Raw genomic sequence first — 24,735 nt, 5'->3', positions numbered from 1 at the left:
TAGCAAGATTGGGCGGCGACTGACCTTGCGCCGAAACAAGCACCCATTCTCCGAAACCAAGCGATAGCGTGTCAAGCACGCGCGGGCCCTCTGGGCACTGCTTGGCGCGCGGCGAGGCATTCTCGCATTTTCAACACAACCGGCTCATGCGGCACAGTCCCGACTGCCGATACCTGTTCGGCGGGCGTTTTCTCGACGCCCAACGATACGAGGGTGGGCCGTAAACGCTGCAAGGATGCATCGCATAATGAAGAGTCACCTGAAGATCTACCAAGCCCCCTTGGAAGCGGCCGATGCGCCACTCGGCGAGACGGTCACCGTCCCGCTGAGCGAGGCCCTGCCCTTGCTGGCAGACGCTATCCTCAACAACCGTACATGGTTAGACGATTTCGAGGACGACGCGGTCACCCTTAGCGCCGACCTCTACGAGGTCCTCTCGGCCTACCGGTTCTTGAGTCGCCCCTCGGCTGGGTAGCAGTCCTGACCGGCCAGGTGTCATCCAATCGTATCACTTCCGCGATACGACGGATCAACTAGATGACACATTACGGCCGCAAGGTGACGCGACAGCCAGGCGCCGGCGACGGACCCATTTCTGTAAGCCCTTGTCAAAAAGGTACTTACAGCCATTTCGACGCACCGGCCAAGGCTTTTGGCGCGGCGACTGCGATTGCTTGTTGGCATGAAACCCAGCGAACGGCTCCTACCACCGTTCGCCCCCGCCAACCAGCAAACAGAAAGTCCCGCCATGTTCGCCCAGCCACTCCGCATCGCCCTGATCGCCATCACCTCGGTCGTCGGCCTATCCGCCGCCGCCAACGCCGCTCACCCAAGCCACGGCCACTACTGCGAACCGCCGCTGCCCCGGTTCGGCATGCACAGCTACAACAACGGCTACGGCGAAGTAGTCGTCCGCATTAACCACGGCGGCATTGCTTGCGAGCTGGGGCTGGAAGAGGGCGACCTCATCGAGCGGTTCAACCACCAACGCCTGTCCTACCACGGCTCGTGGGAAGACGCCCTGGCCCAGGCCATGGCCGACGGCGGTCACATCGTGCTGCGTGTCCGCGACGTCCACACCGGGCGCCGGGTGACGCGTCACATCGACCTCGACCCCTATGGTCGGGTTGTCGGCGGCCCGATCGGTCCGGTCACGCCGAAGGTGGTCGTTCCTTCGCACCCCGCCCCGCCGGTGATTACGCCGAAGGTCGCCCCGCACATGGTCGGCTACCGCGGCCGCTTCCAGGGCGCCGTCGCGCCGCCGGTCCAGCGTGACTCGCGTCCCCGCTTCAGCTTCCGCATCGGCCTGTAGTCGAGCGAGGGCTTTCACCCGAGCACTTTCGAACCAGCAAGCCGGCCGCGCCCGCGTGGCCGGCTTGTTGCGTTGTTGGTGCAGGATCAATCATGGCCGCTCTGCGTGAAGCTCCCGCTGCGCAACAGCGCTGCGAGTGATAGTCACGAAAAGGCACAAGAGGGCACAAAAAAACGCCGACGGCGACAGCCCAACCTGTTGTGACTTCTCGTGCCTTTTTGTGGCTATTCCCAGTCCACTCCGCGCGAGGCAGCCGCTGGGTTAGCGCGCGCTCAATTCGTGCACCATCTCAACCAGCGCGCGGGCGTTCTCGGGCGGGGTCGGCGGCACGATGCCGTGGCCGAGGTTGAAGATGTGCCCGGGGCGGCCGGCGGCCTGGTCGAGGACCCGCTGGGCGCCCTGCTTGATCGAGTCGAGGCTGCCGAGCAGGCTCGCGGGGTCGAGGTTGCCCTGCACCGCGCGGCGCCCAACGCGTGACCAGGCCTCGTCGAGGTCGATCCGCCAGTCGACGCCGATCACATCGCCGCCGGCTTCGGCAATGGGGCCGAGCAGCTCGGGGTTGCCGGCACCGAAGTGGATCACCGCCGCGCCGGGCGTCAGGTTGTCGATGATCCGCTTGACGTAGGGCTGCACGTAGCGGGTGTAGTCGGCCGGGCAGAGGCAGCCGACCCAGCTGTCGAACAGCTGCACGGCCTGCGCGCCGGCGTCGATCTGGGCGTTGAGGTAGAGGGTGACCGCGTCGGCGAGCCGCTCCATGAGGGTCCGCCAGGCGCCCTCGTCGCGGTACATGAGGGTCTTGGTGTGCAGATAGTTGCGGCTGCCGCCCCCCTCGATGGTGTAGCTGGCGAGCGTGAACGGCGCGCCCGCGAAGCCGATCAGCGGGATTGTGTCGGGCAGGTCGGCGCGGGTCTGGCGGACGGTCTCGATGACGTAGTGCAGCGACTCGACGCTAGAGAGGTCGAGCACGCGGTCGACGTCGGCCGACTCGCGGACCGGGTTGTGGATCACCGGCCCGTCGCCGGGGGCAAACTCGAGGTCGAGTCCCATCGGCTCGAGGATCGGCAGCAGGTCGGAGAAGATGATCGCCGCGTCGACGCCGAGGTACTCGACCGCGGTGCACATGACCTCGCTGCAGAGCTGTGGGTTGCGGCACAGCTCGAGGAATCCGGTCTTGGCGCGGACCGCGCGGTACTCGGGCATGTAGCGGCCCGCTTGGCGCATCATCCAGATCGGCGTGTAGGGCGTCGGCTCTTGGCGGCAGGCCTTGAGGAATGGGCTGTCGTGCCACGGCTGGTTGCGGGTGGCGTCGACCAGCTCGGCGGCGCGGTCCTCACGCGGCGAGGTGCGGGCGCTGATCGATCGCCGCGGCAGCGCGCGTTTGCGCGCGAGCAGCGTGGGCGCCTCGCGGAGCGCCTCGACGACCAGGTTGCCCATCTTGGGGTGCGACGGCTCGAAGTCGACCGGCAGGCCGAGCGCCCGGAGCCGGTCGGAGGTGGTGGGGCCGACCGAGGCGACCACCGTGCCGCCGAGCGCGGCGCGGAGCGCCTCGTCTTCGCCGAGCCGCTCGGCGACCTGCATCAGGTGCTCGATCTGCTGCGCCGAGGTGATCATCAGCACGTCGGCCTCGCCGCGGGCCAGGCGGCGGACGTTCTCCTCCAGCGGGCCGACGTCCTCGGGCAGCTCCCAGTTGTAGATCCGCAGCAGGTCGACCGTGGCCCCGCGGGCCTCGAGGCCCGCGATCAGGCTGGGGTTCGTGGCGCCGTACTCCTGCAGGCCGACCTTCATGTTGGCGACCGGCATCTGCTGGTCGAGCGTGCTGAGCAGCTCGCGCCAGGTGTTCGGCTCGGGCACACGGAGGGTCGGCTTGACGCCGAGCTCCTTGAGCGCGGCGACCGGCTTGGGTCCGCGGGCGATGGTCGGCACGTCCGACAGCGCGTCAATCAGCCGCTGCCGGTCGACGTGGCGAGAAACCGCCTGCATGAAGAAACGAACCCCGACCCCGGTCAGCAGGATCATCGCGTCGACCTGCCCTGCTAGCAGTCGGTGCGCGAATTCAATCGCGTCGCGGTTGCCCTCGATGGGCGCCTCGCGCATCGACGCGCTGACGTAGGCAACCGCTCCCTGCTTCTCGATCATCCGCTGCATATCGTCGGCGCGGCGGCTCTCCAGCGCAACGACCGAGAGCGATTCTTGTGGGGCGGGGGGAGTGCTCAAGGGAGCCTTTCTTCGTGTCGCGAACACGACGCGCGGCGGCGCCAGAAATCGATCTCCGGATTGTACGCGCAGCGCTCCTCGTGCGCAAGCGCCGGCGTCAGAGTGAACGCGCAGAGCCCTGTCTGCCTAGCGCGGCGCGGCGCTTCGGCAAGAAGAATGAAAAGCTGCTTGACACACGCCCCCCACTTCGCGACACTCGTCTCAGTCTGGTGAGCAACGCGGTTGGGCGTTCGCTCGCCGAGTGTAAGTGGGCAGTTTTCTTCGTGCGGGCTTGCTTCCCGATTGGTGGATTTAGCTGGAAAGATCTGGCTTATCATCAACGATCGATGCAAGCATTGTCGGGTGATGGGAATCGGTGCGGCGACTGGTTGGTAGATGCCTAGAGACGCAGCATGCGTGTGGGCTCCCGGTGCTGTTCATTCCCGCGACGTGACCATCGCTGCAACGCGTTGGAGTCGCCTCGGCGGCTTTGCGAGGCTCGTGTCGGGCGCACCCCGGCGAGACAGCAATGTTCCCAAACGACGAGTCTCTGCCGACGTCCTCCCTAGGCGCCCAGCGGCTTCTTCCAATTTGTTCGGGGTTTCGGATTGTTCCGGCTGCGTCGCACGAGGCGACGCTCCCAGCCGCCCTCAATCCGACCGGCCCGTTGAATACGTCAGCTTCAAGGAAACCATGACCAAGGTGATGAACTTGTCACCCGCTCGAGACTGCTGAGAATTCCAGTTCCTGGCTGATCACACTGATCGATTGATTGATCACACGATGGATCACTCTTGGGAATTTCAGCTCACTTGAGGGGTGACGTTGCATGGACGCCGACTGGCGGCTTGTCCGCAGTGCAGGGATGCCCCCCTCAGGGTGCTGAAAACTCATAGCGACCGAGGTTGATCAAACGCGGCTGGCGCCCCTTGTGGCGCCAGCCGTTTTTTTATCGCCCCCTCCTCTGCATCGAGTCCCCCCATGCCCCAATGCCTGCTAGCGCTCGGAGCCAATCTCGGAGACGCGCTCAGCACCCTGATGCAGTCGGCCAAGGCGATTGGCGTGCTGCCCGGAGTGCGGCTGCAACGCGTGAGCCGGCTCATCGAGTCGGCGCCGGTCGGCGGCCCCGCCGATCAGCCGCGGTTCACCAACGGCGCGGCCACCATCGAGACCGAACTCCCGCCGCACGAGTTGCTGCACGCGCTGCACGAAGTTGAACAGCGGTTCGGCCGCCAACGCCGCGACCGCTGGGAGGCCCGGACCCTCGACATCGACCTGCTCCTCTACGGCGACCGTGCTAGCAGCGAGAATGGCGTCCAGACGCCCCACCCGCGGATGACGTTCCGCCCGTTCGTGATGATCCCGGCCGCCGAGATCGCCGGAGAGACCACCCACCCGCTCCTCGGTCGGCCGCTCGGCGAGCTGGATCAGCTGCGTGCCGCCGGGGCGAACAAGCTCGCGGTGCTCGGCGGGCCCTCCTGGTTGGTCGAGCTGGCCCGCGGGTGCGTCGGCGCCAACGGGCCGGAGGTCGTGACAAACTTCGACCCCGACGCGTTGCCGCCGCGGCTGTCGGTGATCAACGACAACCCGGCGCCGCTGATCGGAGCAGGCCCCACGCTGTGGACGCCCGAGGACGCCCCCCACGACGCCCTGCGGCAGGACCTGACCGCCGCGATCCAGTGCGTCTGGCCCGGGCTGGGCTGAGGCGGGCGCCGCCGCGTAGAATGCAGGGCCCTGAACTCCCCCGCAGCGACGCCCAGCACGCCATGAAACCGCCCGAAGTCATCACCGCCCCCGCGCGGCTCCGCGAGCGGATCGCCGCCGAGCGGCGCGGCGGGCAGCGGATTGGGCTGGTCCCGACCATGGGCGCCCTGCACGCCGGGCACCTCAGCCTGGTTGACGCGGCCCGCCAGGATTGCGGCGTCGTGATCACCAGCATCTTTGTGAACCCGACGCAGTTCGCTCCGGGCGAGGACTTCGATCAGTACCCACGCAACCTAGACGCCGACCTGGGGCTGCTGGGCCCGGCCGGGTGCACGCTGGTGTTTGCGCCGTCGGTCGAGACCATGTACCCCGCCGGCTGCGAAACCACGATCGACGTCGGCGGGGTGGCGCGGTCGCTGGAGGGGGAATCCCGCCCCACCCATTTTGCGGGGGTGGCGACGGTCGTGATGAAGCTGTTCCAGCTCGCGCCGGCCGACGCCGCGTACTTCGGCCGCAAGGACTACCAGCAGACCCTGGTCATCGATCGCATGGTGCGTGACCTCAACGTGCCGATCGAGCTGGTGATCTGCCCGATCGTCCGCGAGCCCGACGGCTTGGCGATGAGCTCGCGGAACGCGTACTTGTCGCCGGAGGAACGCTGCCGGGCGCTCGCCCTGCACGCGTCCCTGAGGTTGGCCGAGCAGATGTGCAGCCGCGGCGAACGCGACGCCGCCGCCATCCGCACCGCGATGCTGGCGCTGCTAGCAGAATCGGACATCACGCCGGAGTACATCGCCATCGTCCGCGACGGCACGCTCGAACCGATCGACCCGGTTGACGGCCCGGCCGCAATCGCGGTCGCCGCCCGGGTCGGCAAGACGCGATTGATCGATAACCTTGTCGTCCGCTAGGCTCTCGGTCGCGTCGGAACAGGACCGCGCAGGACGGGGGAGCAGAAGGCAACGAAGTGAACGAAGAACCCGGCCCTAGGCGATGCTTCGTTCCCTTCGTTTCCTGCTGTGAAAAAGCTGCCGGCGTGCGCCAGGACGAGCAGGAGCCCGCAGAGAGAGCAGAGCACTTAGAGTCCCATCCCTCAGCTCCCTCTACGGCCTCCTGTTGATGAATTGTCTTTGAGGCGTTCAGCGACGCGGAACGGCTTGCCGTTCCCCCTGCCGTTCCCCCCGACCCTTCCCTGTATCCAGCATTATGCAGAGCGAGTTGTTTCGAATCCCGGTCGAGATCGCCGGCGTTCCGCTGTTCGGCTTTGGCGTGCTGCTCGCGCTGTGGGTGATCGGTCTAGGGGGGTGGCTGTACTGGCAGACACGACGCGGGATGCCGGCCGCCGAGGCGCGGGGCTTCCTGCCGGTCGGGCTCCTGGCAGCGGCGGTGATCGTGCTGCTGCCGCGGCTCTTCCCCGAGGGCCTGCCGATCCGCGGCTACGGCCTGATGCTGCTGCTGGCGGCGGTCTGCGGGATCGGCATGGCGGCGCACCGCGCCCACCAGAATGGGCTGTCGCCCGATGTCATCTACTCGCTGGCGGGGTGGCTGTTTGTGTGCGGCATCCTCGGCGCGCGGGTGTTCTACGTGATCGAGTACTGGGAGGACCGCTTCGCCACGCTCGCCTTCCCCAACAACCTCATCCAGATGCTGATGTTCACCGAGGGCGGCCTAGTGGTGTACGGCTCGCTGATCGGCGCCTCGCTGGCGTTCATGGCGTTCTGCTGGCGCCACAAGCTGCCGGTGCTGGCGCTGGCGGATATCCTCGCGCCGAGCCTGGTGGTCGGGCTCGCGTTTGGGCGGATCGGCTGCCTGCTGAACGGCTGCTGCTACGGCGGCCAGTGCGACCGGCCGTGGGCAGTCACCTTTCCCGTTGGCAGCCCTGCCTACCAGGACCAGCTCTACGCCGGTGAGCTGCCGCGCGGGCTGCGGCTGCTCGTTGACGACACCGTGCGGCCGCCGCGGCTGATCGTCGACGGCGCCCGCATCGACGGCCGCCCGGAGAGCGACCAGGTCGCGTCGATCAACGGCCGGCGGGTCGCGACCATGACTCAGGCGCAGCGGGTGCTGAGCCGCGCGTACTGGTCGGGGCAGAAGGTCGAGGTGACGCTCCGCGACGGCCGGCAGGTCACGGTCGAAGCCAAGAGCCTGCCCGTACACCCGACGCAGGTCTACAGCGCGGTCAACGCCGCCCTGCTGGCGTGGCTGACCTGGACCTACTACGCGTTCCGCCGCCGCGACGGCGAGGTGATCGGCCTGCTGCTGTCGCTCTACCCGGTCTCGCGGTACCTGCTCGAGGACATCCGCACCGACGAGGCCGCCATCTTCGGCACCGGGCTGAGCATCTCGCAGAACGTCAGCGTCGGGCTGTTGATTGGCGTGGCGGTGTTCTGGGTCGTGCTGCTGCGTCGGCCTGCGCGACTCGCGCTTGCTCCGGCCGAACCCCAACCCGCCTAGCGTTTCTGGTTGCAGGTCGCTCGCAAGCACCGTGGGCCACCGCCCAGCGGCTGAGGGGCCTCTCGGTGGAGGACCACCGCGCCGCTAGCGGGGCTTTCTATCGTTTCTTCGTAGAGAAGCGCCACTCCGCGCGGTCCAATAAGAGAAACGCTAGAGCAACTCCGGTACGGGTCATTGCCAACTAGCTGCCGGCGGAAGCCGGCAGCTCGCGGGGAGTGCTGCGCGGTGGCGGAACCAGGCCCTGCGCGCGAGCCCAATCTCGAGGAAAGGTACGCACAGGGGTTTTGTCCCCTCCGCGCGATATTCCGGACTCAACCCGGTGAGCCAGGTGGAGCCCAGAACTGCGGCAGAGACTGCTATCGCAGAACGAAACGGCCCTGCTGGCTGATACTGACATTGCGACGCGGGGATTCGTGGCGGACAAAACCCAACCTGCCGGCGACCGGCGAGGCGTAGCTCGCCGGCTGCTGGCTCGCGACCTAGCTGATCGAAATGGTTTTTTTCCCAAAATGTGCGCCGGACGACCCGGCCAGCGGCAGCTTTCTCTGCGTAAGGGCGATAGCAGGCCTCGGCCGGTCCCGGACGCGGGCCGCCTGAGGGAAGCCACCCGATGGCGGGGTCCCCGCATGAGGACCCACCGCAGCCAACCGAGCCGATGCCACCCGCCCCCCAACCGACACCACCGAAGATTGACTGGCAGGCCGCGTTGGCCGAGCACCAGCCGTGGCTGCGGACCGTCGTGCTGGCTCGGCTCGGCGGGCCTGACGGCGTCGCGGACGTGATGCAGCAAGTAGCGCTGGCCGCCGCGAAGCGAAGCCACGAGCTCCGCGACCCCACGCGGGTCGCGCCGTGGCTGTACCGCGTCGCGGTGACCGAGTCGCTGCTGCACCGCCGCCGGCTCGGCCGCCGGCGGGGGCTGCTCAACCGGTTCCGCAGCGAGGTCCGACACGAGGAACAAGACCCCCAACAACCCGACCCGCTCGACTGGCTGCTGGCCGCCGAACAGCGCCGGCTCGTCCGCCGTTCGCTGGCCGTGCTGCCCAAACGCGACGCCGAGGTGCTGCTGCTCAAGCACACGCAGGACTGGACCTACCGGCAGCTGGCCGAGCACCTGGGCGTCAGCGAGGCCGCCGTCGATGGCCGCCTGCAGCGCGCCCGGGCGAAGCTCCGGCGAGCCCTGATGGCGGCCGACCCAACCCTGAGCGAAACCCACTAGCAACACCAACCAAGAACTAGAGCGAAGAGGCAAGACGGGTTGAAGGGGAACACTAATGAACGCTAATGCACCCAAACGGAAGATACTGCCACGAAAAGGCATGAGAAGTCACGAAAATCACGAGCGTGGTTGGCCGCGGCGAGACCGCCGCGCAGACACCCTCCAGACCCCCGGTTCTTTTGTCCATTCTTGCGCCTTTTCGTGGCTCTTCAGCCTAGGTGACTTCTGTTCATGACATTAGTGGCCATTAGTGTTCCCAACTTCCTGTCAGCCCAGACACTACTCAGCACGCCCCTATGATCCTCGACCAAGACCTCGACCGACTTGCCGATGGCGAGCTCTCGCCCGCCGAGCGGCGTGAGCTGCTGCAGGCGCTCGAGTCGTCGCCCACCGACTGGCGGCGGTGCGCGTTGGCGTTCGTCGAGTCGCAGGTGCTGCGGGAAGAGTTCCGGGCGTTGACCGGCGAATCGCCTGCCTGCGCGACGGTCGATCGCAGGCCGCGGAGCGTGCTCGCCGCGGGTGGTTGGCTGGCGCTGGCGGCGACGCTGCTCGGCGTGGCGTTCCTGGCGGGCTCGCTGAACAACGACATCGCCGCGCCCGGTGACGCGCCGCTGCTGGCTGGCGGCGAGGAACCGCCGATGACGGCCCTCCCCGGCCCCGAGGAAGTCGACGCCGCGATCGCTCACCGGCAGCAGCGGGTCGACCAGCCCGACCCCGATGTCGTGACGTTCTGGACGAAGGACGAGTCCGGCGGGCGGCGTTCGCTGCGGGCCAAGCTGGTCGACGCCGACGAGCTCGACTCGGAGCTTGGCGTGCGGTTCCGTTCGGCAATCCCCCCGGAAGTCCGTCGGCAGTACGAGCAGCATGGCTACCGCTTCCAGTCCCGGCAGCGGTACGCGCCACTCAATATGGACAACGGCCGCGTGCTGGTCGTGCCGGTCGAAGACCTGCAGGTCGCCCCCGTGAGCGACGACTACTTGTAGACGAGACCCGCCAGGCCGCGACCCCGCGGCGCAGAGCGACGGCTTCTCAATATTCCATCCCCCAAGTTAAGGAGATACTCATGCGATTCCAACTTGCCCATCGAAGCCGCGTGCTGGCGCTAACCCTCGCCTGCGGAGTCGGCGCCGCCGCGCTGGCGCAGGAGCCGGGCGAGGTGATCGTCCGCGTTGGTGAGGACCCGGCCGAGGCGGCCACCACGCCCCCGAACGAGCCCCCTGCCCCGCCGGTCGCCCCCACCGAAGTGCGGCCCGCACGTCCGTCGTACTGGATCGGCATCCTCGGCGGCGACGTCAGCGAAGAGCTGCGGGCGCACCTGGGCCTCGAAGGCGCCGGTGTGCTGGTCCGCGAGGTCGTGCCCGACAGCCCCGCCGACCAGGCCGGCATCAAGAAGTTCGACGTCCTGCTGTCCGCCAATGGCCAGCCGGTCACCGAGATGGGCGCCCTCGCCCAGGTCGTGCGTGAGGTCGGCGGGACCGACAACGGCAAGATCACGATCGACCTGCTCCGCGCCGGCGGTCACGAGCAGCTAACGGTCACGCCGGCCGAACGCCCCGCGCCGGCCGCTCCGCCGCAACCGGTCGGGCCGAACGGGCCGGCGGCGCCCGAGGGGCTTGGGCCCGAAGCGGTCATGCAGCAGTTCTTTGGCGGCGCCGACGGAGGGCCGTTCCAGTTCCGCATGTTCGGCCCCGGCGTTGCGGTCGGCGGCGCGAACGTCGACATCCAGGCGCCCGGCAACACCTCGGTGCAGGTGCAGACCCAAAACGGACAGACCCACGTCACCGTGAACCAGAACGGTAAGACCTGGGAGGTTGACGCCGATGACCCGGAGGCGCTCGAGCAGCTCCCCGAGGAGGTGCGCCCGATGGTCGAAGGCCTGATCAACGGTCAGGGCGTCGACGTGAACGTCGACCTGCAGGACATGCTGCCGCAGCTCGAGGGGATGTTCGACGGCTTCGGCGAACGCTGGGCCGGACGGCGTGACGAGCGGCTGCGTCGCCGCATGGAGGCGCTGGAGCGTCAGCTCGACCAGCTCCGTAGCCGGCTCGGCGAAGAATCGGGTGAGGCCCCGGCAGCAAACGACGTTGCCCCGGCGTTCGAACCGCCCCAACCCCCGGCCCCGGCGGTCGAGGTTGAGATTCCCGCCGAGGGAGCTTCTTCCGAGGACGTGCCCGCCGACAAGTAGGCGGGCTGCATTCGACGCGCTCTCCCAATCAATCCTCGGTCACGGCCCCCGCGGCCGTGACCTTATCTTGCGCCCAACAACGAAGGCCGCCTACTCCGACGACCGTTGCCCGCAGTTGCAGCCGCGCAGGTGCGTCTCGCGCACGGTCGGCTCGGGGCCGTCTTCGCGGGTGGCGGTGGCATCAGCGCGGCCCGCCGTCTGGTCGGGGGCGTCCTGCTCGGCGGTCAGGTCGGCTAGACTAACCCCCGCCAGCTGCTCTTCGGCGGCGGTGGCGACCGCCGCCAGCGTGCGATTGATCCGCTCGATCACGCGGGGCGGCAGCGCCGACGACGGCGCGACGCTGGTCCGGATGGGCCCGTCGGTGATCTCCATGACCTGCAGCAGGCTGATCTCATTCAGCGGCACGCAGAGCCGGTAACCGCCGACAACGCCGCGGGTCGACTGCAGCAGCCCGTGCGTCACCAGGCTCCGGAGCACCTGTAGAAAGTAGCGTTCGGGGAGCGCGGCGCGGCGCGCCAGGCGGTGCGAAGAGACGGGCTCGTCGCCCGAGTAGTCGGCGAGCTGCAGCAGCGCGGTGAGGGCGTACTCGGCGGTCTTAGTTAGCTTCATTTGGACTTCTTCATACTCTGGAAAGAGGAGGTGGGGTAGCTGTCGGCGTCGCCCCGCGGCGCCGTTTCGTTCTCCTTCATTTCTATGCCCCGCGTGCGATATGGAGTATCGTGGTGGCTGCCAGCGCCACGCACTTTTCCGCACGAGTTTTTGGAGGCCGCCGGGAGCGCTAGGGGGAATCGCTATGCAAAACATCCACTATGTGTCGGCTTTCGACCGCAAGGCCCGGTTTGTGTCGTTCTTCCAGTGCTCGGCTAGCCTGCAGTACGACCCGGCAAAGATGCTGGGCTGCCCGATTGGCGAGCACCTGAACAACGAGGCAGAAGCCCGCCGGATCCGCGCGGTGTTTTCCGAGTGCCTGTTTACCGGGGAGCCCCAGACCTGCACCTGGCGGGGGGAGTACGGCGAGCTGCTCCGCGCCCGCTTCGAGACCGTCGAGCAGCACTCCGACCGCATGATGCACTCGGACGACGAGGTGGTCGCGATCGCGATCACCTGCCGCCTGCCAGAACCGGCCGACCTCAGCGACCGCGAGACCGAGATAGTCAAGCTGATCTGCCGCGACATGAGCTGCGGTGAGATCGCCGCGGAGCTGGGCGTGAAGAGCTCGACCATCGAGACCCACCGGCAGAACATCCGCCAGAAGCTCGGCGTGAAGGGGACTGCCGGGATCGTGCTGTTCGCGGTGCAGCACGGCCTAGTCGGTTCAATGCTCTAGGGGGCGCCGCTCTAGGGGGCGCCCCGCCCCGTGGAGCATCGCCAAGTCGGGCGGCTGTCGCAGTTCCTAGTCGAGCGGGCAGCTGGCTGCACAGCAGGTGCAACTACTTGCACGACTGCTGGCGCCGTGGTGTTCTGCCGGCCTCCAGCCTGGCCGCCCGGGGCCCAAGCTGGATTCACCACCCAGGGTGTGGCCGTTACGCCACTGCCTGCTGCGGGCGTCGCGCGGCTAGCGAAGCGTGAACCGGGCTCGCGGCTGGCGCCGAACCAGCGTGGTCGGTCTGCTCTGCCCGCGGTTGATTAAATCGCATCTTCTCGAGTTCGCTCTGCGACTGCTGCGCGACGGCCGTGACTGGCAGGCCCATGGTCACTACCATCGTCATCGCTACTGACCGTTTCATCGTCTCTCTCGCTTTCGCCTCTGGGTCGCTTGTTTCCGCCTCAACCACCTGTTGAGATCGAGAGCACCCAGGTGCAAAGGGCGTACCAACGCGGCCAAGCCGGCGCCGCAATCAGGCGCACTGGGCGACCAGCGACTGCAGCAGCTCGAGGAACGCCTCGCCGCTGTCAGGCTTCACGGCGTAGTCGTCGGCGCCGCTGGTTAGTGCGCGTTCGATGTCGCGTGGGTCGTCGGAGTTGGAGAACATCACCACCCGGGGCGCCCCGTCGCTGCCGGGTCGGCTCCGCAACCGCTCCAACACCTCGAAGCCGTTCATGCCCGGCATGCGGATGTCGACCAACGCCACCCTCGGCATGGGACCGTCGCCGGCCGCCGCCCTGTCGATGTGGCCGAGGAACGCCTCGCCCGAGGTGAACTCGAGCATCGGCACGTCGAGCCCCGACCGCTGCAGGTACTTGCGGGCGAGCAGCAACTCGGTGGGGTCGTCGTCGACGAACGCCAACGGGCAATCATGCATTGAATTGAGCAACCCGCGCCTCCTCCAAAGTGAAACGGATGTGCACGCTGTCGGAGTCCGATTCGGCGGCGATGGCGCCGTGGTGCCGTTCGGCGATCTTCTGGCAGACGCTCAGCCCGACGCCGCTGCCAGCGCCGTCGGCGGCGGGTCCCTGCCGGAACACCTTGAACACCTCGCCGAGCTTCTCGCTGGGGATTGTCGAACCGGTGTTGAGCACGCCGAACCACCAGCGGCCGGCCTGATGTCGGGCCGTGAGGCGGAGCGTGAACCGATCGACCGCCACGTGACTCAGCGCGTTCTCGATCAGGTTCTCGTAGAGCAGCCGCACCAGCTGGGGGTAGACGCGGGTTTCCTCGGGCAGGTCCTCCCATTCGACCCGCACGCTTCGGCTCTGCAGCTCGTCGCGCACGCCGTCGAGCACAGACTCGATCACCCGCCTGAGGCAGACCGTCTCTTGTGACAGGTCCGAACGCTCGACGCCCGCCACCGCGCGGAAGTCGTCGATCAATGCCTGCATGCGGTGAGAGCACTGCCCGACGTGCCCGAGCAGCTCGTCCGCGTCCCGCGAGACGCCCTCTTCCAGCAGCAGAAGATCGATCAGTTTCCGCTGCTTGCGCAGCGGTTCGCGGAGGTCGTGGGCGGCGATCTGAACAAAGTGGGCGAGGTTCTCGTTGGCGCTCTCCAGCTCGCGATTGGCCTGCGTCAGCGCCCGCTGGCGGCTCAGCAGCGAATCGTTCATGCTCTGCACCGCACGCGCCAGCGAACCCATCTGGTTGGTGAGTCGGACCGGCAGGCCGGGCAGCGGCTCGCCCCGCGCGACGCACTCCGCCGCTTGGGTCACCTGCTCGAGGGGGCGTGTCTGCACCCTGCCGATAGCGACCGCCGCCGCGCCGCATGCGCCGCACAAGACAAACGTCACCACGCCGATGCTGCGGAGCAGGCCCAGGCCGCCGGCGTCGACAAACCCGCGCCGTTGACGCACCCCCAGCACGACGTGGCTCTGTGGGTCCGAGTCCAGCAAGGGCGTCCGACGGAGTTGCAGCAGCTCCCAGCTAGGGTCCTTGATCGCGACCGACAGCTCGTCTTTCCCGCCCGCCTCAAAAAGCTCGCCCGCGGCGGGGTAGTCGGCCTGCAGCAGCCGTCGGGCGCCAAGGTCGAACCCGAACGTGAGGCCTGGATCCGGGTGGACGAGGTAGTCGCCCGCCGCGTTGGTGAGGAAAAGTTCTTGGCCAGCTGGGAGCCCCCCAAACAAGCCCTCTGTCAGCTCCGCGAAGTCTTGATTGATGACCACGATGCCTATCGTCTGGCCGGCGGAGTCGTCGATCCGCTGCGACACCCGCAGCATCGGCTGGTGCGGCCGCTGGATCCGCCCGCGCTCGCGATTCAACGAGATCGGCGAGACGTACACCCGCCCGGCCGGAGACTCCAGCGCCTTGCGGAAGTAGGGCCGCGTTCCCTTGGCCTGCAATTCGGAGTCGGCGGCGCGTACCACTTTGCCCGCCACGTGATCTACCCGAACCAGCTCCAACCCATCATCGGCGACGCCGAGCAGCCGCACTTGCGTGTAGGTCGGCTTGGCGCGCAGCATCTGACGGAAGACCTCCGCCAGCTGATCCTTCAAGCTCGAGGCGTCCTCCGCCGGGTTTGGGGACTGGAGAATCCGCCGGGCCGCGGGCAACGACGCCAGCAGGCGCACGTCGTGCTGCGCCTCCTGCAGCGCCAGCCCGAGGCGTTCCGACTCCCGCAGCACGTCGTGCCGCAGACTCTTGGCCTCAGAACGTCGCAGCATGCTCTGCATGCCGATGATCGCGGTCACGCTGATAGCGACCGCGGTGACAAGCACCGAGCCGAACGTCAGCAACCTGATCTTGCTCGTAGCGTTCATGGACCAGACGCGGGGCGTCGATTGGACTGCCATCCTGGCTGGCGGCTTCACAACTGCGGTGATCCAAGCGCAACCGGGACGGTCGGTAGGGGTAGTACGCGAAACAACTAGAGCTCCCCGCTGAAGCATATGTTGTCCATCGGCGGGATCGGCCGGCAATCCTGCCCCACCCGACCGCTTCGCCCAGGCAGCGTGGTTCCCACAGCCGTCCCGCCAGCACGACTAGCGCCATCGTCACGGCCTCGACTTGCCGCGGCGGCTCGCCGGCAAAGAAAATCAAAGCCACGATTCGGTTCGTCGCGTTCATTTGCGACCGCTGCTGTGCTTTTCCTAGCGGCTGACGCGTTCGCCCTTGTCCGTCAACTGCCCGACTCTTACCGAGTCATTTCTCGCGAAAACCGCCCCGTAAAGCTTCTTCCGCTTTCGCGTCTCGCGGTCGAGGGCAGGCCCCGCGGGGTGTTCTCTTGCTGGCCTACTGCCGACTGCGAGCTGCGATGTCGAGACTAACCTGCCGCCGCGAAGCGTCGCGACAGAAGCGTCGTGACACTGGTTGGGTTAATCTCACCGGAGCCTGCCGGCGGGCCGCTCGCGAGTTGCACGGCCCTGGCAGCTTGACCCCGCCTCCGAAACAACAAACGCCGCAGCTGAGGCGGCGGCGTTTGTTGGGGTGATTGCTGTCGTGGGCTGCCGATCAGAACGGCGGCCCCGGCGGGTTGAAGGGCGGCCCGGGCGGGAAGAACGGTGGCCGTGGCGGCGGCTGGTAGGGGCTGCGGAACGGCGGCGGCGTGATCGGCCGGCCGGTGGCGTTGCCCGGCGGCGTGGTTGGGGGGCCGTTGCCATTCGCGGTCGCGGGCGTGCGGAGCGGAACGCTGTTCGCCGCGGTTGCCGATGGCATAAAGACGTCTGTCCAGGTGCTCCGCCGTACGGGGCTCACCGAAAACGGGTTGAAGAACTGGCTGCGGCCAGTGGTCCGCTCCTGGGCCTTCGCGGCGGCGGCGATCATGGCCACAGCACAAACCCCGACCAGCGCGGTCTTTAGTATCCTCATCATCTCATTCCTTTTGTCCCGTGGCGCCTGCGCAGGCATTGGCATGGGCTTGAGGCGGGGCTTCGCCGGCGCCAGCCTCGCGAGGTGGAGCGCGGGCAGCACCTAGAGCGCAATGCTTCCGCGGTAGAGTGCGAAGTCGTGGCTGGTCGGAGCCGCATTCGGCGCGCCAAACGGCGCCGCGGCGCTTGTCCGTTGCGTGGATCCGCCCCGCTAGCAGCGGCGGCAACCGAAAATTTTGTCGGGAAACGTGGGCGATGGCGCTCCGTGGCAGAATGGGTCGCCAACCAAATTCTTGCTTCCCTAGCGCGGCGGTCGATCAGCTCGGACCCCCACCAGAGGCGGCGGCGCCGTGATTCCGTGCAGCTGGCGCCCGCCGGTCCGTCATTGCCCGCTGTGGCGTTGTCCGCGGCGGGCGTCGGTCATGACTCCAATTGAACCAGGTCCTGGGCGCCCGCTTGGCTGCGGCGGAGCTGGCCGCACGCGGCGTTGATCTTGTCGCCCTTGCGGTGGCGGAAGCGGACCGCCAGCCCGCCCTGCTCGAGGACTGTTCGGAATGCCTTCTGGGCTTCCATGCTGGGCGTCTGGTACGGCAGCCCCGCGACCGGGTTGTAGGGGATCACGTTGATCATCGCCTCGCGGCCCCGCAGCAGCCGCACCAGCCGGTGGGCGTGCTCGGGCTGGTCGTTCAGGTCGGCCAGCAGCACGTACTCGAAGGTCAGCCGACGGCGGGTCGCCTCGTAGTACTCGTCGGCCGCGGCCATGATCTCGTCGATGCCGATCTTGGCGTTGGTCGGCACAATCCGGTTCCGCAGCTCGTCGTCTGGCGCGTGCAGCGAGATCGCCAGCCGGTACTGCGTTTCTTCCTTGGCGAGTCGGCGGATCGACTTCGGCAGGCCGACGGTCGAGATCGTGATCCGCCGGTGGCTAATCCCCAGGCCGTCGGGCCGGGTGGCTTCCTGCAGGGCCGGCAGCAGCGCGTCAAGGTTCGCGAGCGGCTCGCCCATCCCCATCACCACGATGTGGCTCATCCGTTCCTCGGGCGCCAGGCAGTGCTGCAGGCGGAGGAACTGCTCGATAATCTCGCCGGTGGTCAGGTTGCGATCGACGCCGTCCAGCCCGCTGGCGCAGAACACGCACCCCATGCCGCAACCCACCTGCGTGCTGACGCACATCGTGCGGCGGTGCTCGTCACGCAGCAGCACGCACTCGATCTGCCCCCCCTGCTCCAACCCGACCAGCAGCTTCTCGGTGCCGTCGGAGGCCTCGCTATGCCGGTCGACCCGCGCCGCCCACAGCGTCAGCTCCTCAGCCAGCTCCGCCCGGAGCTGCTTGGAGAGGTTGCTCATCGCGTCCCACCCCTCGGCCCGCTTCTCGAACAGCCACTGCCGGATCTGCTTGCGGCGGTAGCCGGGCAGCGAGTGCCGGGCGGCGAACTCGTCGAGATGCTGGTCGATGTTGGTCAGGAGGTGGGACAAAGCAGATGAACCTAATACATGGGGTGCCCGGGGCGCTCCGCGACAGCGGAAGCCCCGGATCCTTCGCCGGAAACCTTCGATCTCGGGGGCTTCTGCTTCGCAGAGCGCCCCCGGCACCCAGCGTCTCCGCCGGTGCACGCTTACGCCCTTACCGCTGCATCATTGTCGGCAGCGTCGTGTACAGATAGTACGCCCGCGGGGTCGTGAGGTCGAAGAACGAACGCAGCTCGCCGAGCGGGCCGCGGCTGTTGCTGGCGGCCTGGGCGTTCATCAGCGCGTCGAACGGCGTGAGCTGCTTCTTGTACTGCACGCACCGCACGCCGTCGACCGAGACGCCGGCCAGCTCGCACGCCCGCTCGACCGCCTGCTCGATGAAGCCGATCTGGTCGACCAGGCCGTTGGCGACCGCCTGCTTGGCGGTGAAGATCTGGCCCTGGGCAACCTCGTCGAGCGCGGCGTCGTCCTCGCGGAACTTGGGCCGCCCCGATTTGACGATGTCGCGGAAGTCCTGGTAGGTCTCGTCGACCAGTTCCTGGAACAGCTCGCGCTCGTCCTCGCGCATCTCGCGGGTGGGCGAGCCCATCCGCTTGAACTTGCCGCTGGTGATGGAGTCCTCGCTGACGCCGTACTCGTCCATCAGCCCGGCCAGGTTGTAGTGCGGGATCACCACGCCGATCGAGCCGGTCCAGCTGGTCGGCTCGGCGAAGATCGCGTCCTCCTGATCGCCCACGGCCATCGCGATGTAGTACCCGCCGCTGGCGCACAGGCTGCCCATGCTGACGACCACGGGGAATTCGTCGCCCCCCTTGGCGACCTTCAGCTCGTTGAGGTGGTGCAGCAGGTAGTCGCTGTAGGTTACCGTGCCGCCGGGCGAGTTGACCCGCAGCACCAAGGCCTTGACGCTGTCGTCCTCGCGGACGAGGTCGATCTGCTTCTTGACGAAGTCGTCCCCCTCGATGATGGTGCCGGCGACCGTGATGATCGCCACTTTGTCGGTCGCGGTCTTGCTGAGCGAGTGGTACTTCTCCTGCGGCCCGCCCGGCTCGCTGAAGTACTGCTGGTACTGGGCGGACAGCCCGATCAGCGAAAAGATCAGGATCACCACCACCGCCACCAGCACCTTGCCGAAGCGGCCGAACAGGCTCTCCTTCTGCTGGATGACGATGGTCTGGGGGGATTGTGCGTCGGGGGACATGCAGGGGTCCTAGTGCTGACTGGTCGGTTGGGTCCGGAATCGAGGAATTGTAGCACGGCGAGGCGGGCCGTGAATTCAGCTCTGCCGTCCGAGAGCCGGCCGCGTGAGCGGCCGGAGCAGCGAACATCCGCGGCTCCGGCGATGGCTCTACCGCGGGATTAGGCTCGCTAGCGGTCCCGGCTCGGAGAGCCGGGGATACATTGGCGGCCGACTAATCCACGCCGTGGAACGTGGCGATGATCTTCCACGCCTCCTCGGGGGTCTCGGCGTAGCTCACCAGGTCGAGGTGCTCGTCGGCGATCACGCCCTCGTCGGCCAGGCTCTGCAGGTTGACGATGCTGTCCCAGTACTTGCGTCCGTAGAGGATGATCGGGATCGCCTGCATGCGGCCGGTCTGCCGCAGGCAGAGCGTGTTGAACAGCTCGTCGAGCGTGCCGTAGCCGCCGGGGAACACCACCAGCGCCGCCGCCCGCAGGATGAAGTGGAACTTGCGCATCGCGAAGTAGTGGAACTGGAAGCAGAGGCTCGGCGTGATGTACGGGTTGGGCTCCTGCTCGTGCGGCAGCTCGATGTTCAGGCCGATGCTCTTGGCGCCGACGTCGAAGGCGCCGCGGTTGCCGGCCTCCATGATGCCGGGCCCACCGCCGGTGGTGATCACGAACTCGCACTTGCCGTCGATCTGGCAGCTGCTCGAGACGATCTTGGCGAACTCGCGGCACTCGTCGTAGAAGCGGCTCTTCTCGAGCTGCTTCTCGGCCCGCACCAGCGCCCGCTGCAGCCGCTGGTTGTCGGGGTCGCCGTCGAGCTCGAGCCTGGCTAGCTTGACCTTGCTCTGGGCCTGGTGCTCGGGGACGATCTGCGTGCCGCCGAACACCACCACGGTCGACTCGATCCCCTCGGCGTTCATCGCCTGCTCGGTCTTCTGCAGCTCCAGCTGCATGCGGACCGGCCGCATCTCGGGCTCCGAGAGGAACAACACGTCCTTCTCTGCCAGCACGTAGCTGGGCGAGCTGAGGATCGCCTGGCGGTTCTGCTGGACCTCTTCGGGCAGCTGCTCGTGGTGGGCGTCCAGGGAGAATTCGTTGGGGGAGGTCATGCGTGTCGTGCGGGGTCGCGGGGACTGTTACCAAGAGAAAAGGCGGCAAAACCGGGCGAGAAACCACCCAGACTGACATACCCTTGCCGCGGAGTACCCAAGTATATTCGATTACCCCGCCCACCGGGACGCCCACCGAGACACGCGTCGCGGCGTTCGACCGGGGCTCGCCTGCAGGCACGCCACAAGAGCACGAGGAGCGATCCATGATCGAACGCCCAGAACTCGAGGGTTCGCCGTTCGACCCGAAGAAGTACGGCACAACCGCCAAGAAGCTCGACGGGCAGCTGCTCGCCGAGTGCGCGCCCGGCTGGGTCGGTTTCCTGCAGGAGTTCCTCGTCGACGCGGAGCTGCTGGCGATGCAGAAGTGGGCCAACTCGGTCGCCGTCAAACGTCTGCGGCACAACGACCACGGCCCGGTGCACATGCGAATCGCGGCGCTGCACAGCCTGCGGATCATGCACAAGCTGATCGAAGGGGGCGTCGAGCCGTCGGTCGTGCAGGAGGGCTACGGCGAGCGCATGCACGCCGAGGTCGCCCTGGTCCTCGGGGCCCTGATGCACGACGTCGGGATGGGCGTGACGCGGCAGAAGCACGAGTGGCACTCCGCCGCGATGGCCGACCGCATGTTCGACCGCTACCTCCCTAAGCTGTTCCCCGACGACATCGCCAGCCAGGTGATGGTCCGCACGCTAGCCCGCGAGATCATCATCGGCCACATGGGCAACGAGAAGGTCTACTCGGTCGAGGCCGGCGCGCTCCTGGTGGCCGACGGCACCGACATGACCTCCGGCCGCTCGCGGCTGGTCGGCATGCTGCACAAGGACCCTGCCGTCGGCGACATGCACAAGATCTCCGCCGACGCCTGCAAGGAGGTCCGCATCGAGCAGGGCGAGAACAAGCCGGTGGCGATCTCGATCCTGATGGACGACTACGCCGGCATCTTCCAGGTCGAGCAGGTGCTGATGCCGAAGGTCGACGCCAGCCCGATCAAGGGCTACCTCGAAATCAACGTCCGCGTGACCGATGAACCGGAACGGCGGTACCTGCGGTAGCGATGATTGCTAGCTGCTTATGAAGCGTCGCGGCCCGTCACTCGAACGGGTTCGCCACCGCCGCGGCCGGCTTGACCTTGCTCAAGAGCTCTTGGTCGACTTCGCTCAGCTTGTCGATCGCCAGGCTGATCTCCCGCCCGGCGTCGGTCTTGATGGTCACCTTGTCGGCCGTGCGGCTGACGAAGCGGGCCTCGATCTTGTGCTGGCCCGAGGCGTCGGCCCAAGTGCGGAGGGTCTTGGTGAGCTCGCTTGCCGACACCACTTCCGAGACGCGGCCCGACGACGCCGGTCCGCTCTTCTCGCCGTACTTGCGCCGCAGCTTGCGGACGGTCTTGTCCTGGATGATCAGCTGGTCGCGGCTCATGCTGCAGTCCCAGGCGTCGGAGTAGTCGTCCCAGTGGACGTTGACGGTGCCGTCGTCGTTCTCGGAGATGGCGGTGATCGGATTCCACTTCCGCGCCCAGCATCCCGCCAGCGGGGTTCCCTCTTCGATGGTCAGGTCGTCGGGTACAAACTGGGCCCGCTCGGGAACGTCGATCGACACCTTGTACTCCTTGAACCGCTTGGCGGCGGCGCGGGCCACGCCGGCGCGGACCGACTCGCCACTCGGGAAGGCGTCCGAGGAGCTCTTGCGTTCGGACGGGATGTTGGCGGCGAACTCCTCCGCGGCGCCGGGCTCGGAGAGCCGGGTGAGGGTCTCCTTGCGGATCGCGTACTCGCTCCAGTCGTTCTGCCGGTCGAAGGCCGAAGAGAGCCCCTCGTAACGCACCTTCACGCCGCTGCTGTCAGCGTTGAGTACATAGGCTTCGCGCCACTCGTTGCCGCGGGCGTAGTAGAGCGGCGTGCCCACGAGCAGCTCGGTCCCCTTAGGCAGCGGCGCCATACCCTCCTCCAGCGGCACCCGGCCGCCGGGCAGCACCGACACGCTGGGCGCGAATTGGCTCAGGTTCTGGCGGGTCTGCTTCAGCACCTCGGGGTCGACGGCGACCCAACCGGTACGGGTCTTCTGATTGAGAAGCCTCTCGTCATGGAAGCGGAAGTTCACGAGCACCTCGTTCACATCGTTGATGTATTCGGCGTCCTTCCAGTCGCCGTAGTAGCCGACCTTGATCGGCATGCCGGGGACCAGGGTCGTCCCTCGCTCGACCGCCTGGTAGCCGCTCGGCAGCGATGCGGGGGGCTCTTTCCCTAGCTGATGCTTCTCGTACGCGGCCCGTTCCTCGGCCGTCCACTGCCGGGTGCGGACGCTGCCGCCGGGCGAACCGATCGACACCGTGTTGGAGACAAGGCACTGGCCGAAGTTCTCGCCGGCCCAGCTTGCAGAGGAAACAAGATAGAACTCGTAGTCGAGCGCCCCGCCGCGGCCGCCGAACATCTGGTTCAGGCGGAACTCGCCGGAGACCTCGTCCCTGCGGGGCGAGATCCCCATGATCGAAATCGCGCCCTCCTTGGAGCGGCCAGCGAGCGAGACCCCGACGTCACCCTCGCGGGTGCGTGTGTAGCCGATGACGATCTCATCGCGGCCAAACCGGCCTGGCTCAACCCGCACGCCCCCGAGTTGGTAGCGTGGGGCGTCGTCCGGGGCGACCAGCAGCGTCTGGTCGGCCGCGGTGGCGTGAGCCGCCAGCATCAGTAATACGGCAGAAGCCAGGAGGCTAGGGCGCGGCGCTGAGGGCATAGTGAAACCCAAGTCGTTGATGGGGCGGTGCGTAAGGTCCAACTCTCCATCATATTCGCCGCCGCCGCGGGCGGCAAAACTCCGGCGCGATGCCAGGACGCCATCGTCCCCGCCCGCCACCGTTACCCCAATTCCACGCTATCGCCCAGCTTCGGCACCGTCACCTCCCAGCCGCGGTCGGTGCGGAGCGTGTGGGCGAGCGCCTCGGCGCTGTCGGGCTCGCCGTGGGTCATGAAGGTCTGCTTAGGCGTGGGCAGGTCCTTGAGCCAACGCAAGAGGCCGCTGCGGTCGGCGTGGCCGGACAGGCCGGGCACCTTCTCGAGGGCCGCGTTGACCGCGATGTCCTGGCCGTGCATGCGGAGGGTCTCGGCGCCTTCTTCCAGCCGCCGACCGCGGGTGCCGACCGCCTGGTAACCGCCCATGATTAGAGTGGTGCGCGGGTCGGAGAGCCGCCGCTTGAGGTGGTGGATGATGCGGCCGCCGGTCATCATACCGCTCGAGGCAATGATGATGGCCGAGTGGTCGATGTTGTTGAGGGCCTTGGACTCGTCTGGCGAGCGGCAGAGGTGCACCGCCGGGCCGCCGAGCACCGGGCGGTCGCCGCACAGCTCGCCCTCGGAGAGGTCGTGGTCGATGCTATGCTCGCGGTAGATGTCCGTGGCGTTGCAGGCCATTGGGCTGTCGAGGTAGATCGGCAGGTCGGGGATGACGTTGTCGCACTTCAAGAGCTGCAGCAGGTAGATGAGCTGCTGCGCGCGGCCCACCGCGAACGAGGCCATCAAGATCACCCCGCCCCGCTCGATGCCGCGGTTGATCACCTCGCCGAGCGACTTCTGAAGGTCGGTCTCCGGGTGATCGCGGTTGCCGTAGGTGCTCTCGCAGACCAGGTAGTCGCACTCTGGCGGCGGTGTGGGGTCGTGGTACAGGGGTCCGTCGTAGCGGCCGACGTCGCCGGAGAACAGGATGCGGGTGACCTTCTCGTGCTGCCGGACCTCGACCTCGATCATGTTCGAGCCGAGCAGGTGCCCGGCGTCGTGGAAGCGGGCCCAGATCGGTCCCGCGACGTTGTACCAGTCCTCGCGCTCGCACTCACGGAACAGCTTGATCGTGTCGAGGACGTCGCGGCCGTCGTACAGCGGCAGCGCGGGCTTGTGCTTGCTGAAGCCCTTCTTGTTGGCGTACTCGGCGTCCTGCTCCTGGATCTTCGCCGAATCGAGCATGTTGATCTCTGCCAGCTTGGCGGTGGCCGGCGTGCAGAACACGCGGTGGTTGTAGCCCTCCTTGACCACCCGCGGGAGGTAGCCGCAGTGGTCGAGGTGCGCGTGTGTCAACAGGATGGCGTCGAGCTCGCCGGCTTTGAACGGTGTGCCGGCCCAGTTCAGCTCGCGGAGCTTCTTGAGCCCCTGGAACAGACCGCAGTCGATCAGCACGCTGGCGCCGTCGGCCTCGAGCAGGTACTTGGAGCCGGTGACCGTGTGCGCCGCGCCGTGGAACGTGAGTCGGATCATAAGGAAGTGTGAGGAGTCAAAGATTGGATTGGCAATGGAGAAGGCAGTGTAGCAGATCCGGCTGCCACGCCATAAAAGGGCGGGGTGAATCGCTAGCATCCCGGCCACGCCCTGCTCGGGCCTGCCACCTGACTATCCCCAAACCCACCAGCCGACAATTGCAAACAACGCGCCGAAGAACAGTTCGAACAGCCAGTAGCGAATCGGAATCGGAGCCTTGCAGTCGTAGCACTTGCCGCGGAGCACCAGCCAGCCAATCACTGGCAGGTTGTGCCGCCAGCGGATTGGGTGGTCGCAGACCGGGCAGTGCGACCCGCGGACCACGATGTCCTCGCCCCGCGGCACGCGGTGGTACACCACGTTCAGGAAGCTGCCGATGCACCCCCCAACGGCGAACAACCACAGCTCGAGCGCAACAAGCGGCGCGGCTTCAAGCCAGGTCGGCACTTCGGTGGTGTTGAGCCAGTCCCACATGGGATTGCGGAATT

22 protein-coding genes are annotated in these 24,735 nt (G+C 67.2%); 10 read left to right on the top strand and 12 right to left on the bottom strand.

Annotation, left to right across the window (positions count from 1 at the left end):
• Positions 1–247: 247 nt before the first annotated feature.
• Positions 248–475, top strand: coding sequence for a hypothetical protein (locus Pla123a_RS01055; RefSeq protein WP_146583669.1), 228 nt, complete (start codon positions 248–250; stop codon positions 473–475).
• A 273-nt stretch (positions 476–748) separates the two neighbouring features.
• Positions 749–1,312 carry a hypothetical protein gene (locus Pla123a_RS01050; RefSeq protein ID WP_146583668.1) on the top strand — a complete coding sequence of 188 codons (564 nt, stop codon included), beginning with the start codon at positions 749–751 and terminating at the stop codon, positions 1,310–1,312.
• 261 nt (positions 1,313–1,573) lie between these two features.
• On the opposite strand, the gene hemE is transcribed toward Pla123a_RS01050, so the two are convergent.
• Positions 1,574–3,457: a uroporphyrinogen decarboxylase gene (gene hemE / locus Pla123a_RS01045; RefSeq protein WP_146584248.1), complete on the bottom strand. Its 1,884-nt coding sequence runs from the start codon at positions 3,455–3,457 to the stop codon at positions 1,574–1,576.
• A 1,029-nt stretch (positions 3,458–4,486) separates the two neighbouring features.
• On the opposite strand from hemE, the gene folK reads away from it, so the two are divergent.
• From folK to Pla123a_RS01015, 6 genes are all read left to right on the top strand, one after another.
• Positions 4,487–5,209 (top strand): 2-amino-4-hydroxy-6-hydroxymethyldihydropteridine diphosphokinase, encoded by a 723-nt coding sequence (folK, locus tag Pla123a_RS01040; protein ID WP_146583667.1) that lies wholly within the window; start codon positions 4,487–4,489, stop codon positions 5,207–5,209.
• Positions 5,210–5,271: 62 nt separating this feature from the next.
• The gene (gene panC / locus Pla123a_RS01035; protein ID WP_146583666.1) at positions 5,272–6,120 is read left to right on the top strand and encodes a pantoate--beta-alanine ligase; all 849 of its coding nucleotides are present in this window, start codon (positions 5,272–5,274) and stop codon (positions 6,118–6,120) included.
• Between the two features lie 295 nt (positions 6,121–6,415).
• Complete coding sequence (locus Pla123a_RS01030; RefSeq protein WP_146583665.1) at positions 6,416–7,663, top strand: prolipoprotein diacylglyceryl transferase; 1,248 nt, start codon at positions 6,416–6,418, stop codon at positions 7,661–7,663.
• 655 nt (positions 7,664–8,318) lie between these two features.
• The gene (locus tag Pla123a_RS01025) at positions 8,319–8,879 is read left to right on the top strand and encodes an RNA polymerase sigma factor (RefSeq protein ID WP_197527574.1); all 561 of its coding nucleotides are present in this window, start codon (positions 8,319–8,321) and stop codon (positions 8,877–8,879) included.
• A 296-nt stretch (positions 8,880–9,175) separates the two neighbouring features.
• Positions 9,176–9,862: a hypothetical protein gene (locus Pla123a_RS01020; protein WP_146583663.1), complete on the top strand. Its 687-nt coding sequence runs from the start codon at positions 9,176–9,178 to the stop codon at positions 9,860–9,862.
• A gap of 80 nt (positions 9,863–9,942) precedes the next feature.
• The gene (locus Pla123a_RS01015; protein ID WP_146583662.1) at positions 9,943–11,064 is read left to right on the top strand and encodes a PDZ domain-containing protein; all 1,122 of its coding nucleotides are present in this window, start codon (positions 9,943–9,945) and stop codon (positions 11,062–11,064) included.
• A gap of 90 nt (positions 11,065–11,154) precedes the next feature.
• On the opposite strand, the gene Pla123a_RS01010 is transcribed toward Pla123a_RS01015, so the two are convergent.
• Complete coding sequence (locus tag Pla123a_RS01010) at positions 11,155–11,673, bottom strand: RrF2 family transcriptional regulator (protein ID WP_197527573.1); 519 nt, start codon at positions 11,671–11,673, stop codon at positions 11,155–11,157.
• 184 nt (positions 11,674–11,857) lie between these two features.
• Here Pla123a_RS01010 and Pla123a_RS01005 point away from each other — a divergent pair, with 184 nt between their 5' ends.
• Positions 11,858–12,391 carry a response regulator transcription factor gene (locus tag Pla123a_RS01005; protein ID WP_197527572.1) on the top strand — a complete coding sequence of 178 codons (534 nt, stop codon included), beginning with the start codon at positions 11,858–11,860 and terminating at the stop codon, positions 12,389–12,391.
• Positions 12,392–12,587: 196 nt separating this feature from the next.
• Here the strand turns inward: Pla123a_RS01005 and Pla123a_RS01000 are convergent, their stop codons facing one another.
• The 7 genes from Pla123a_RS01000 to Pla123a_RS00970 all read right to left on the bottom strand — a co-directional run bounded on the left by Pla123a_RS01000 (position 12,588) and on the right by Pla123a_RS00970 (position 20,006).
• Positions 12,588–12,791: a hypothetical protein gene (locus Pla123a_RS01000; RefSeq protein ID WP_146583659.1), complete on the bottom strand. Its 204-nt coding sequence runs from the start codon at positions 12,789–12,791 to the stop codon at positions 12,588–12,590.
• 111 nt (positions 12,792–12,902) lie between these two features.
• Complete coding sequence (locus Pla123a_RS00995; RefSeq protein ID WP_146583658.1) at positions 12,903–13,307, bottom strand: response regulator; 405 nt, start codon at positions 13,305–13,307, stop codon at positions 12,903–12,905.
• Positions 13,300–15,192 carry a sensor histidine kinase gene (locus Pla123a_RS00990; RefSeq protein ID WP_197527571.1) on the bottom strand — a complete coding sequence of 631 codons (1,893 nt, stop codon included), beginning with the start codon at positions 15,190–15,192 and terminating at the stop codon, positions 13,300–13,302. Before Pla123a_RS00990 ends, Pla123a_RS00995 begins: the two co-directional genes overlap by 8 nt.
• A gap of 691 nt (positions 15,193–15,883) precedes the next feature.
• Complete coding sequence (locus tag Pla123a_RS24400; protein ID WP_197527570.1) at positions 15,884–16,240, bottom strand: hypothetical protein; 357 nt, start codon at positions 16,238–16,240, stop codon at positions 15,884–15,886.
• A 419-nt stretch (positions 16,241–16,659) separates the two neighbouring features.
• Entirely contained in the window at positions 16,660–17,715 is a 1,056-nt protein-coding gene (gene rlmN / locus Pla123a_RS00980; RefSeq protein ID WP_391541654.1) for a 23S rRNA (adenine(2503)-C(2))-methyltransferase RlmN, read from the bottom strand.
• Positions 17,716–17,863: 148 nt separating this feature from the next.
• Positions 17,864–18,910, bottom strand: coding sequence for a signal peptide peptidase SppA (sppA, locus tag Pla123a_RS00975; RefSeq protein ID WP_146583655.1), 1,047 nt, complete (start codon positions 18,908–18,910; stop codon positions 17,864–17,866).
• A 211-nt stretch (positions 18,911–19,121) separates the two neighbouring features.
• Positions 19,122–20,006 (bottom strand): LOG family protein, encoded by an 885-nt coding sequence (locus Pla123a_RS00970; RefSeq protein ID WP_146583654.1) that lies wholly within the window; start codon positions 20,004–20,006, stop codon positions 19,122–19,124.
• A gap of 206 nt (positions 20,007–20,212) precedes the next feature.
• On the opposite strand from Pla123a_RS00970, the gene Pla123a_RS00965 reads away from it, so the two are divergent.
• Positions 20,213–21,061 carry a phosphohydrolase gene (locus Pla123a_RS00965; RefSeq protein WP_146583653.1) on the top strand — a complete coding sequence of 283 codons (849 nt, stop codon included), beginning with the start codon at positions 20,213–20,215 and terminating at the stop codon, positions 21,059–21,061.
• Between the two features lie 37 nt (positions 21,062–21,098).
• Here the strand turns inward: Pla123a_RS00965 and Pla123a_RS00960 are convergent, their stop codons facing one another.
• The 3 genes from Pla123a_RS00960 to Pla123a_RS00950 form a co-directional block, all read right to left on the bottom strand.
• Positions 21,099–22,691 carry an SHD1 domain-containing protein gene (locus Pla123a_RS00960; RefSeq protein ID WP_197527569.1) on the bottom strand — a complete coding sequence of 531 codons (1,593 nt, stop codon included), beginning with the start codon at positions 22,689–22,691 and terminating at the stop codon, positions 21,099–21,101.
• Between the two features lie 170 nt (positions 22,692–22,861).
• Positions 22,862–24,247 carry an MBL fold metallo-hydrolase RNA specificity domain-containing protein gene (locus Pla123a_RS00955; RefSeq protein ID WP_197527568.1) on the bottom strand — a complete coding sequence of 462 codons (1,386 nt, stop codon included), beginning with the start codon at positions 24,245–24,247 and terminating at the stop codon, positions 22,862–22,864.
• 132 nt (positions 24,248–24,379) lie between these two features.
• A complete protein-coding gene (locus Pla123a_RS00950; protein ID WP_146583650.1) occupies positions 24,380–24,721 on the bottom strand; it encodes a prepilin peptidase in 342 nt (113 codons plus the stop codon).
• Positions 24,722–24,735: the final 14 nt, after the last annotated feature.

It is taken from the genome of Posidoniimonas polymericola (assembly GCF_007859935.1).
GTDB lineage: Bacteria > Planctomycetota > Planctomycetia > Pirellulales > Lacipirellulaceae > Posidoniimonas > Posidoniimonas polymericola.
The sequence above is the reverse complement of the archived record's forward strand: the minus strand, read 5'-3'. Positions and strand labels throughout refer to the sequence as shown.

What these genes read in the sequence shown, in the direction of transcription:
- Pla123a_RS01055 (WP_146583669.1), top strand. Translation starts at nt 248, where the DNA reads ATGAAGAGTCACCTGAAGATCTACCAAGCCCCCTTGGAAGCGGCCGAT.
- Pla123a_RS01050 (WP_146583668.1), top strand. Translation starts at nt 749, where the DNA reads ATGTTCGCCCAGCCACTCCGCATCGCCCTGATCGCCATCACCTCGGTC.
- hemE (WP_146584248.1), bottom strand. Translation starts at nt 3,457, where the DNA reads ATGCAGCGGATGATCGAGAAGCAGGGAGCGGTTGCCTACGTCAGCGCG.
- folK (WP_146583667.1), top strand. Translation starts at nt 4,487, where the DNA reads ATGCCCCAATGCCTGCTAGCGCTCGGAGCCAATCTCGGAGACGCGCTC.
- panC (WP_146583666.1), top strand. Translation starts at nt 5,272, where the DNA reads ATGAAACCGCCCGAAGTCATCACCGCCCCCGCGCGGCTCCGCGAGCGG.
- Pla123a_RS01030 (WP_146583665.1), top strand. Translation starts at nt 6,416, where the DNA reads ATGCAGAGCGAGTTGTTTCGAATCCCGGTCGAGATCGCCGGCGTTCCG.
- Pla123a_RS01025 (WP_197527574.1), top strand. Translation starts at nt 8,319, where the DNA reads ATGCCACCCGCCCCCCAACCGACACCACCGAAGATTGACTGGCAGGCC.
- Pla123a_RS01020 (WP_146583663.1), top strand. Translation starts at nt 9,176, where the DNA reads ATGATCCTCGACCAAGACCTCGACCGACTTGCCGATGGCGAGCTCTCG.
- Pla123a_RS01015 (WP_146583662.1), top strand. Translation starts at nt 9,943, where the DNA reads ATGCGATTCCAACTTGCCCATCGAAGCCGCGTGCTGGCGCTAACCCTC.
- Pla123a_RS01010 (WP_197527573.1), bottom strand. Translation starts at nt 11,673, where the DNA reads ATGAAGCTAACTAAGACCGCCGAGTACGCCCTCACCGCGCTGCTGCAG.
- Pla123a_RS01005 (WP_197527572.1), top strand. Translation starts at nt 11,858, where the DNA reads ATGCAAAACATCCACTATGTGTCGGCTTTCGACCGCAAGGCCCGGTTT.
- Pla123a_RS01000 (WP_146583659.1), bottom strand. Translation starts at nt 12,791, where the DNA reads ATGAAACGGTCAGTAGCGATGACGATGGTAGTGACCATGGGCCTGCCA.
- Pla123a_RS00995 (WP_146583658.1), bottom strand. Translation starts at nt 13,307, where the DNA reads ATGCATGATTGCCCGTTGGCGTTCGTCGACGACGACCCCACCGAGTTG.
- Pla123a_RS00990 (WP_197527571.1), bottom strand. Translation starts at nt 15,192, where the DNA reads ATGAACGCTACGAGCAAGATCAGGTTGCTGACGTTCGGCTCGGTGCTT.
- Pla123a_RS24400 (WP_197527570.1), bottom strand. Translation starts at nt 16,240, where the DNA reads ATGAGGATACTAAAGACCGCGCTGGTCGGGGTTTGTGCTGTGGCCATG.
- sppA (WP_146583655.1), bottom strand. Translation starts at nt 18,910, where the DNA reads ATGTCCCCCGACGCACAATCCCCCCAGACCATCGTCATCCAGCAGAAG.
- Pla123a_RS00970 (WP_146583654.1), bottom strand. Translation starts at nt 20,006, where the DNA reads ATGACCTCCCCCAACGAATTCTCCCTGGACGCCCACCACGAGCAGCTG.
- Pla123a_RS00965 (WP_146583653.1), top strand. Translation starts at nt 20,213, where the DNA reads ATGATCGAACGCCCAGAACTCGAGGGTTCGCCGTTCGACCCGAAGAAG.
- Pla123a_RS00960 (WP_197527569.1), bottom strand. Translation starts at nt 22,691, where the DNA reads ATGCTGGCGGCTCACGCCACCGCGGCCGACCAGACGCTGCTGGTCGCC.
- Pla123a_RS00955 (WP_197527568.1), bottom strand. Translation starts at nt 24,247, where the DNA reads ATGATCCGACTCACGTTCCACGGCGCGGCGCACACGGTCACCGGCTCC.
- Pla123a_RS00950 (WP_146583650.1), bottom strand. Translation starts at nt 24,721, where the DNA reads ATGTGGGACTGGCTCAACACCACCGAAGTGCCGACCTGGCTTGAAGCC.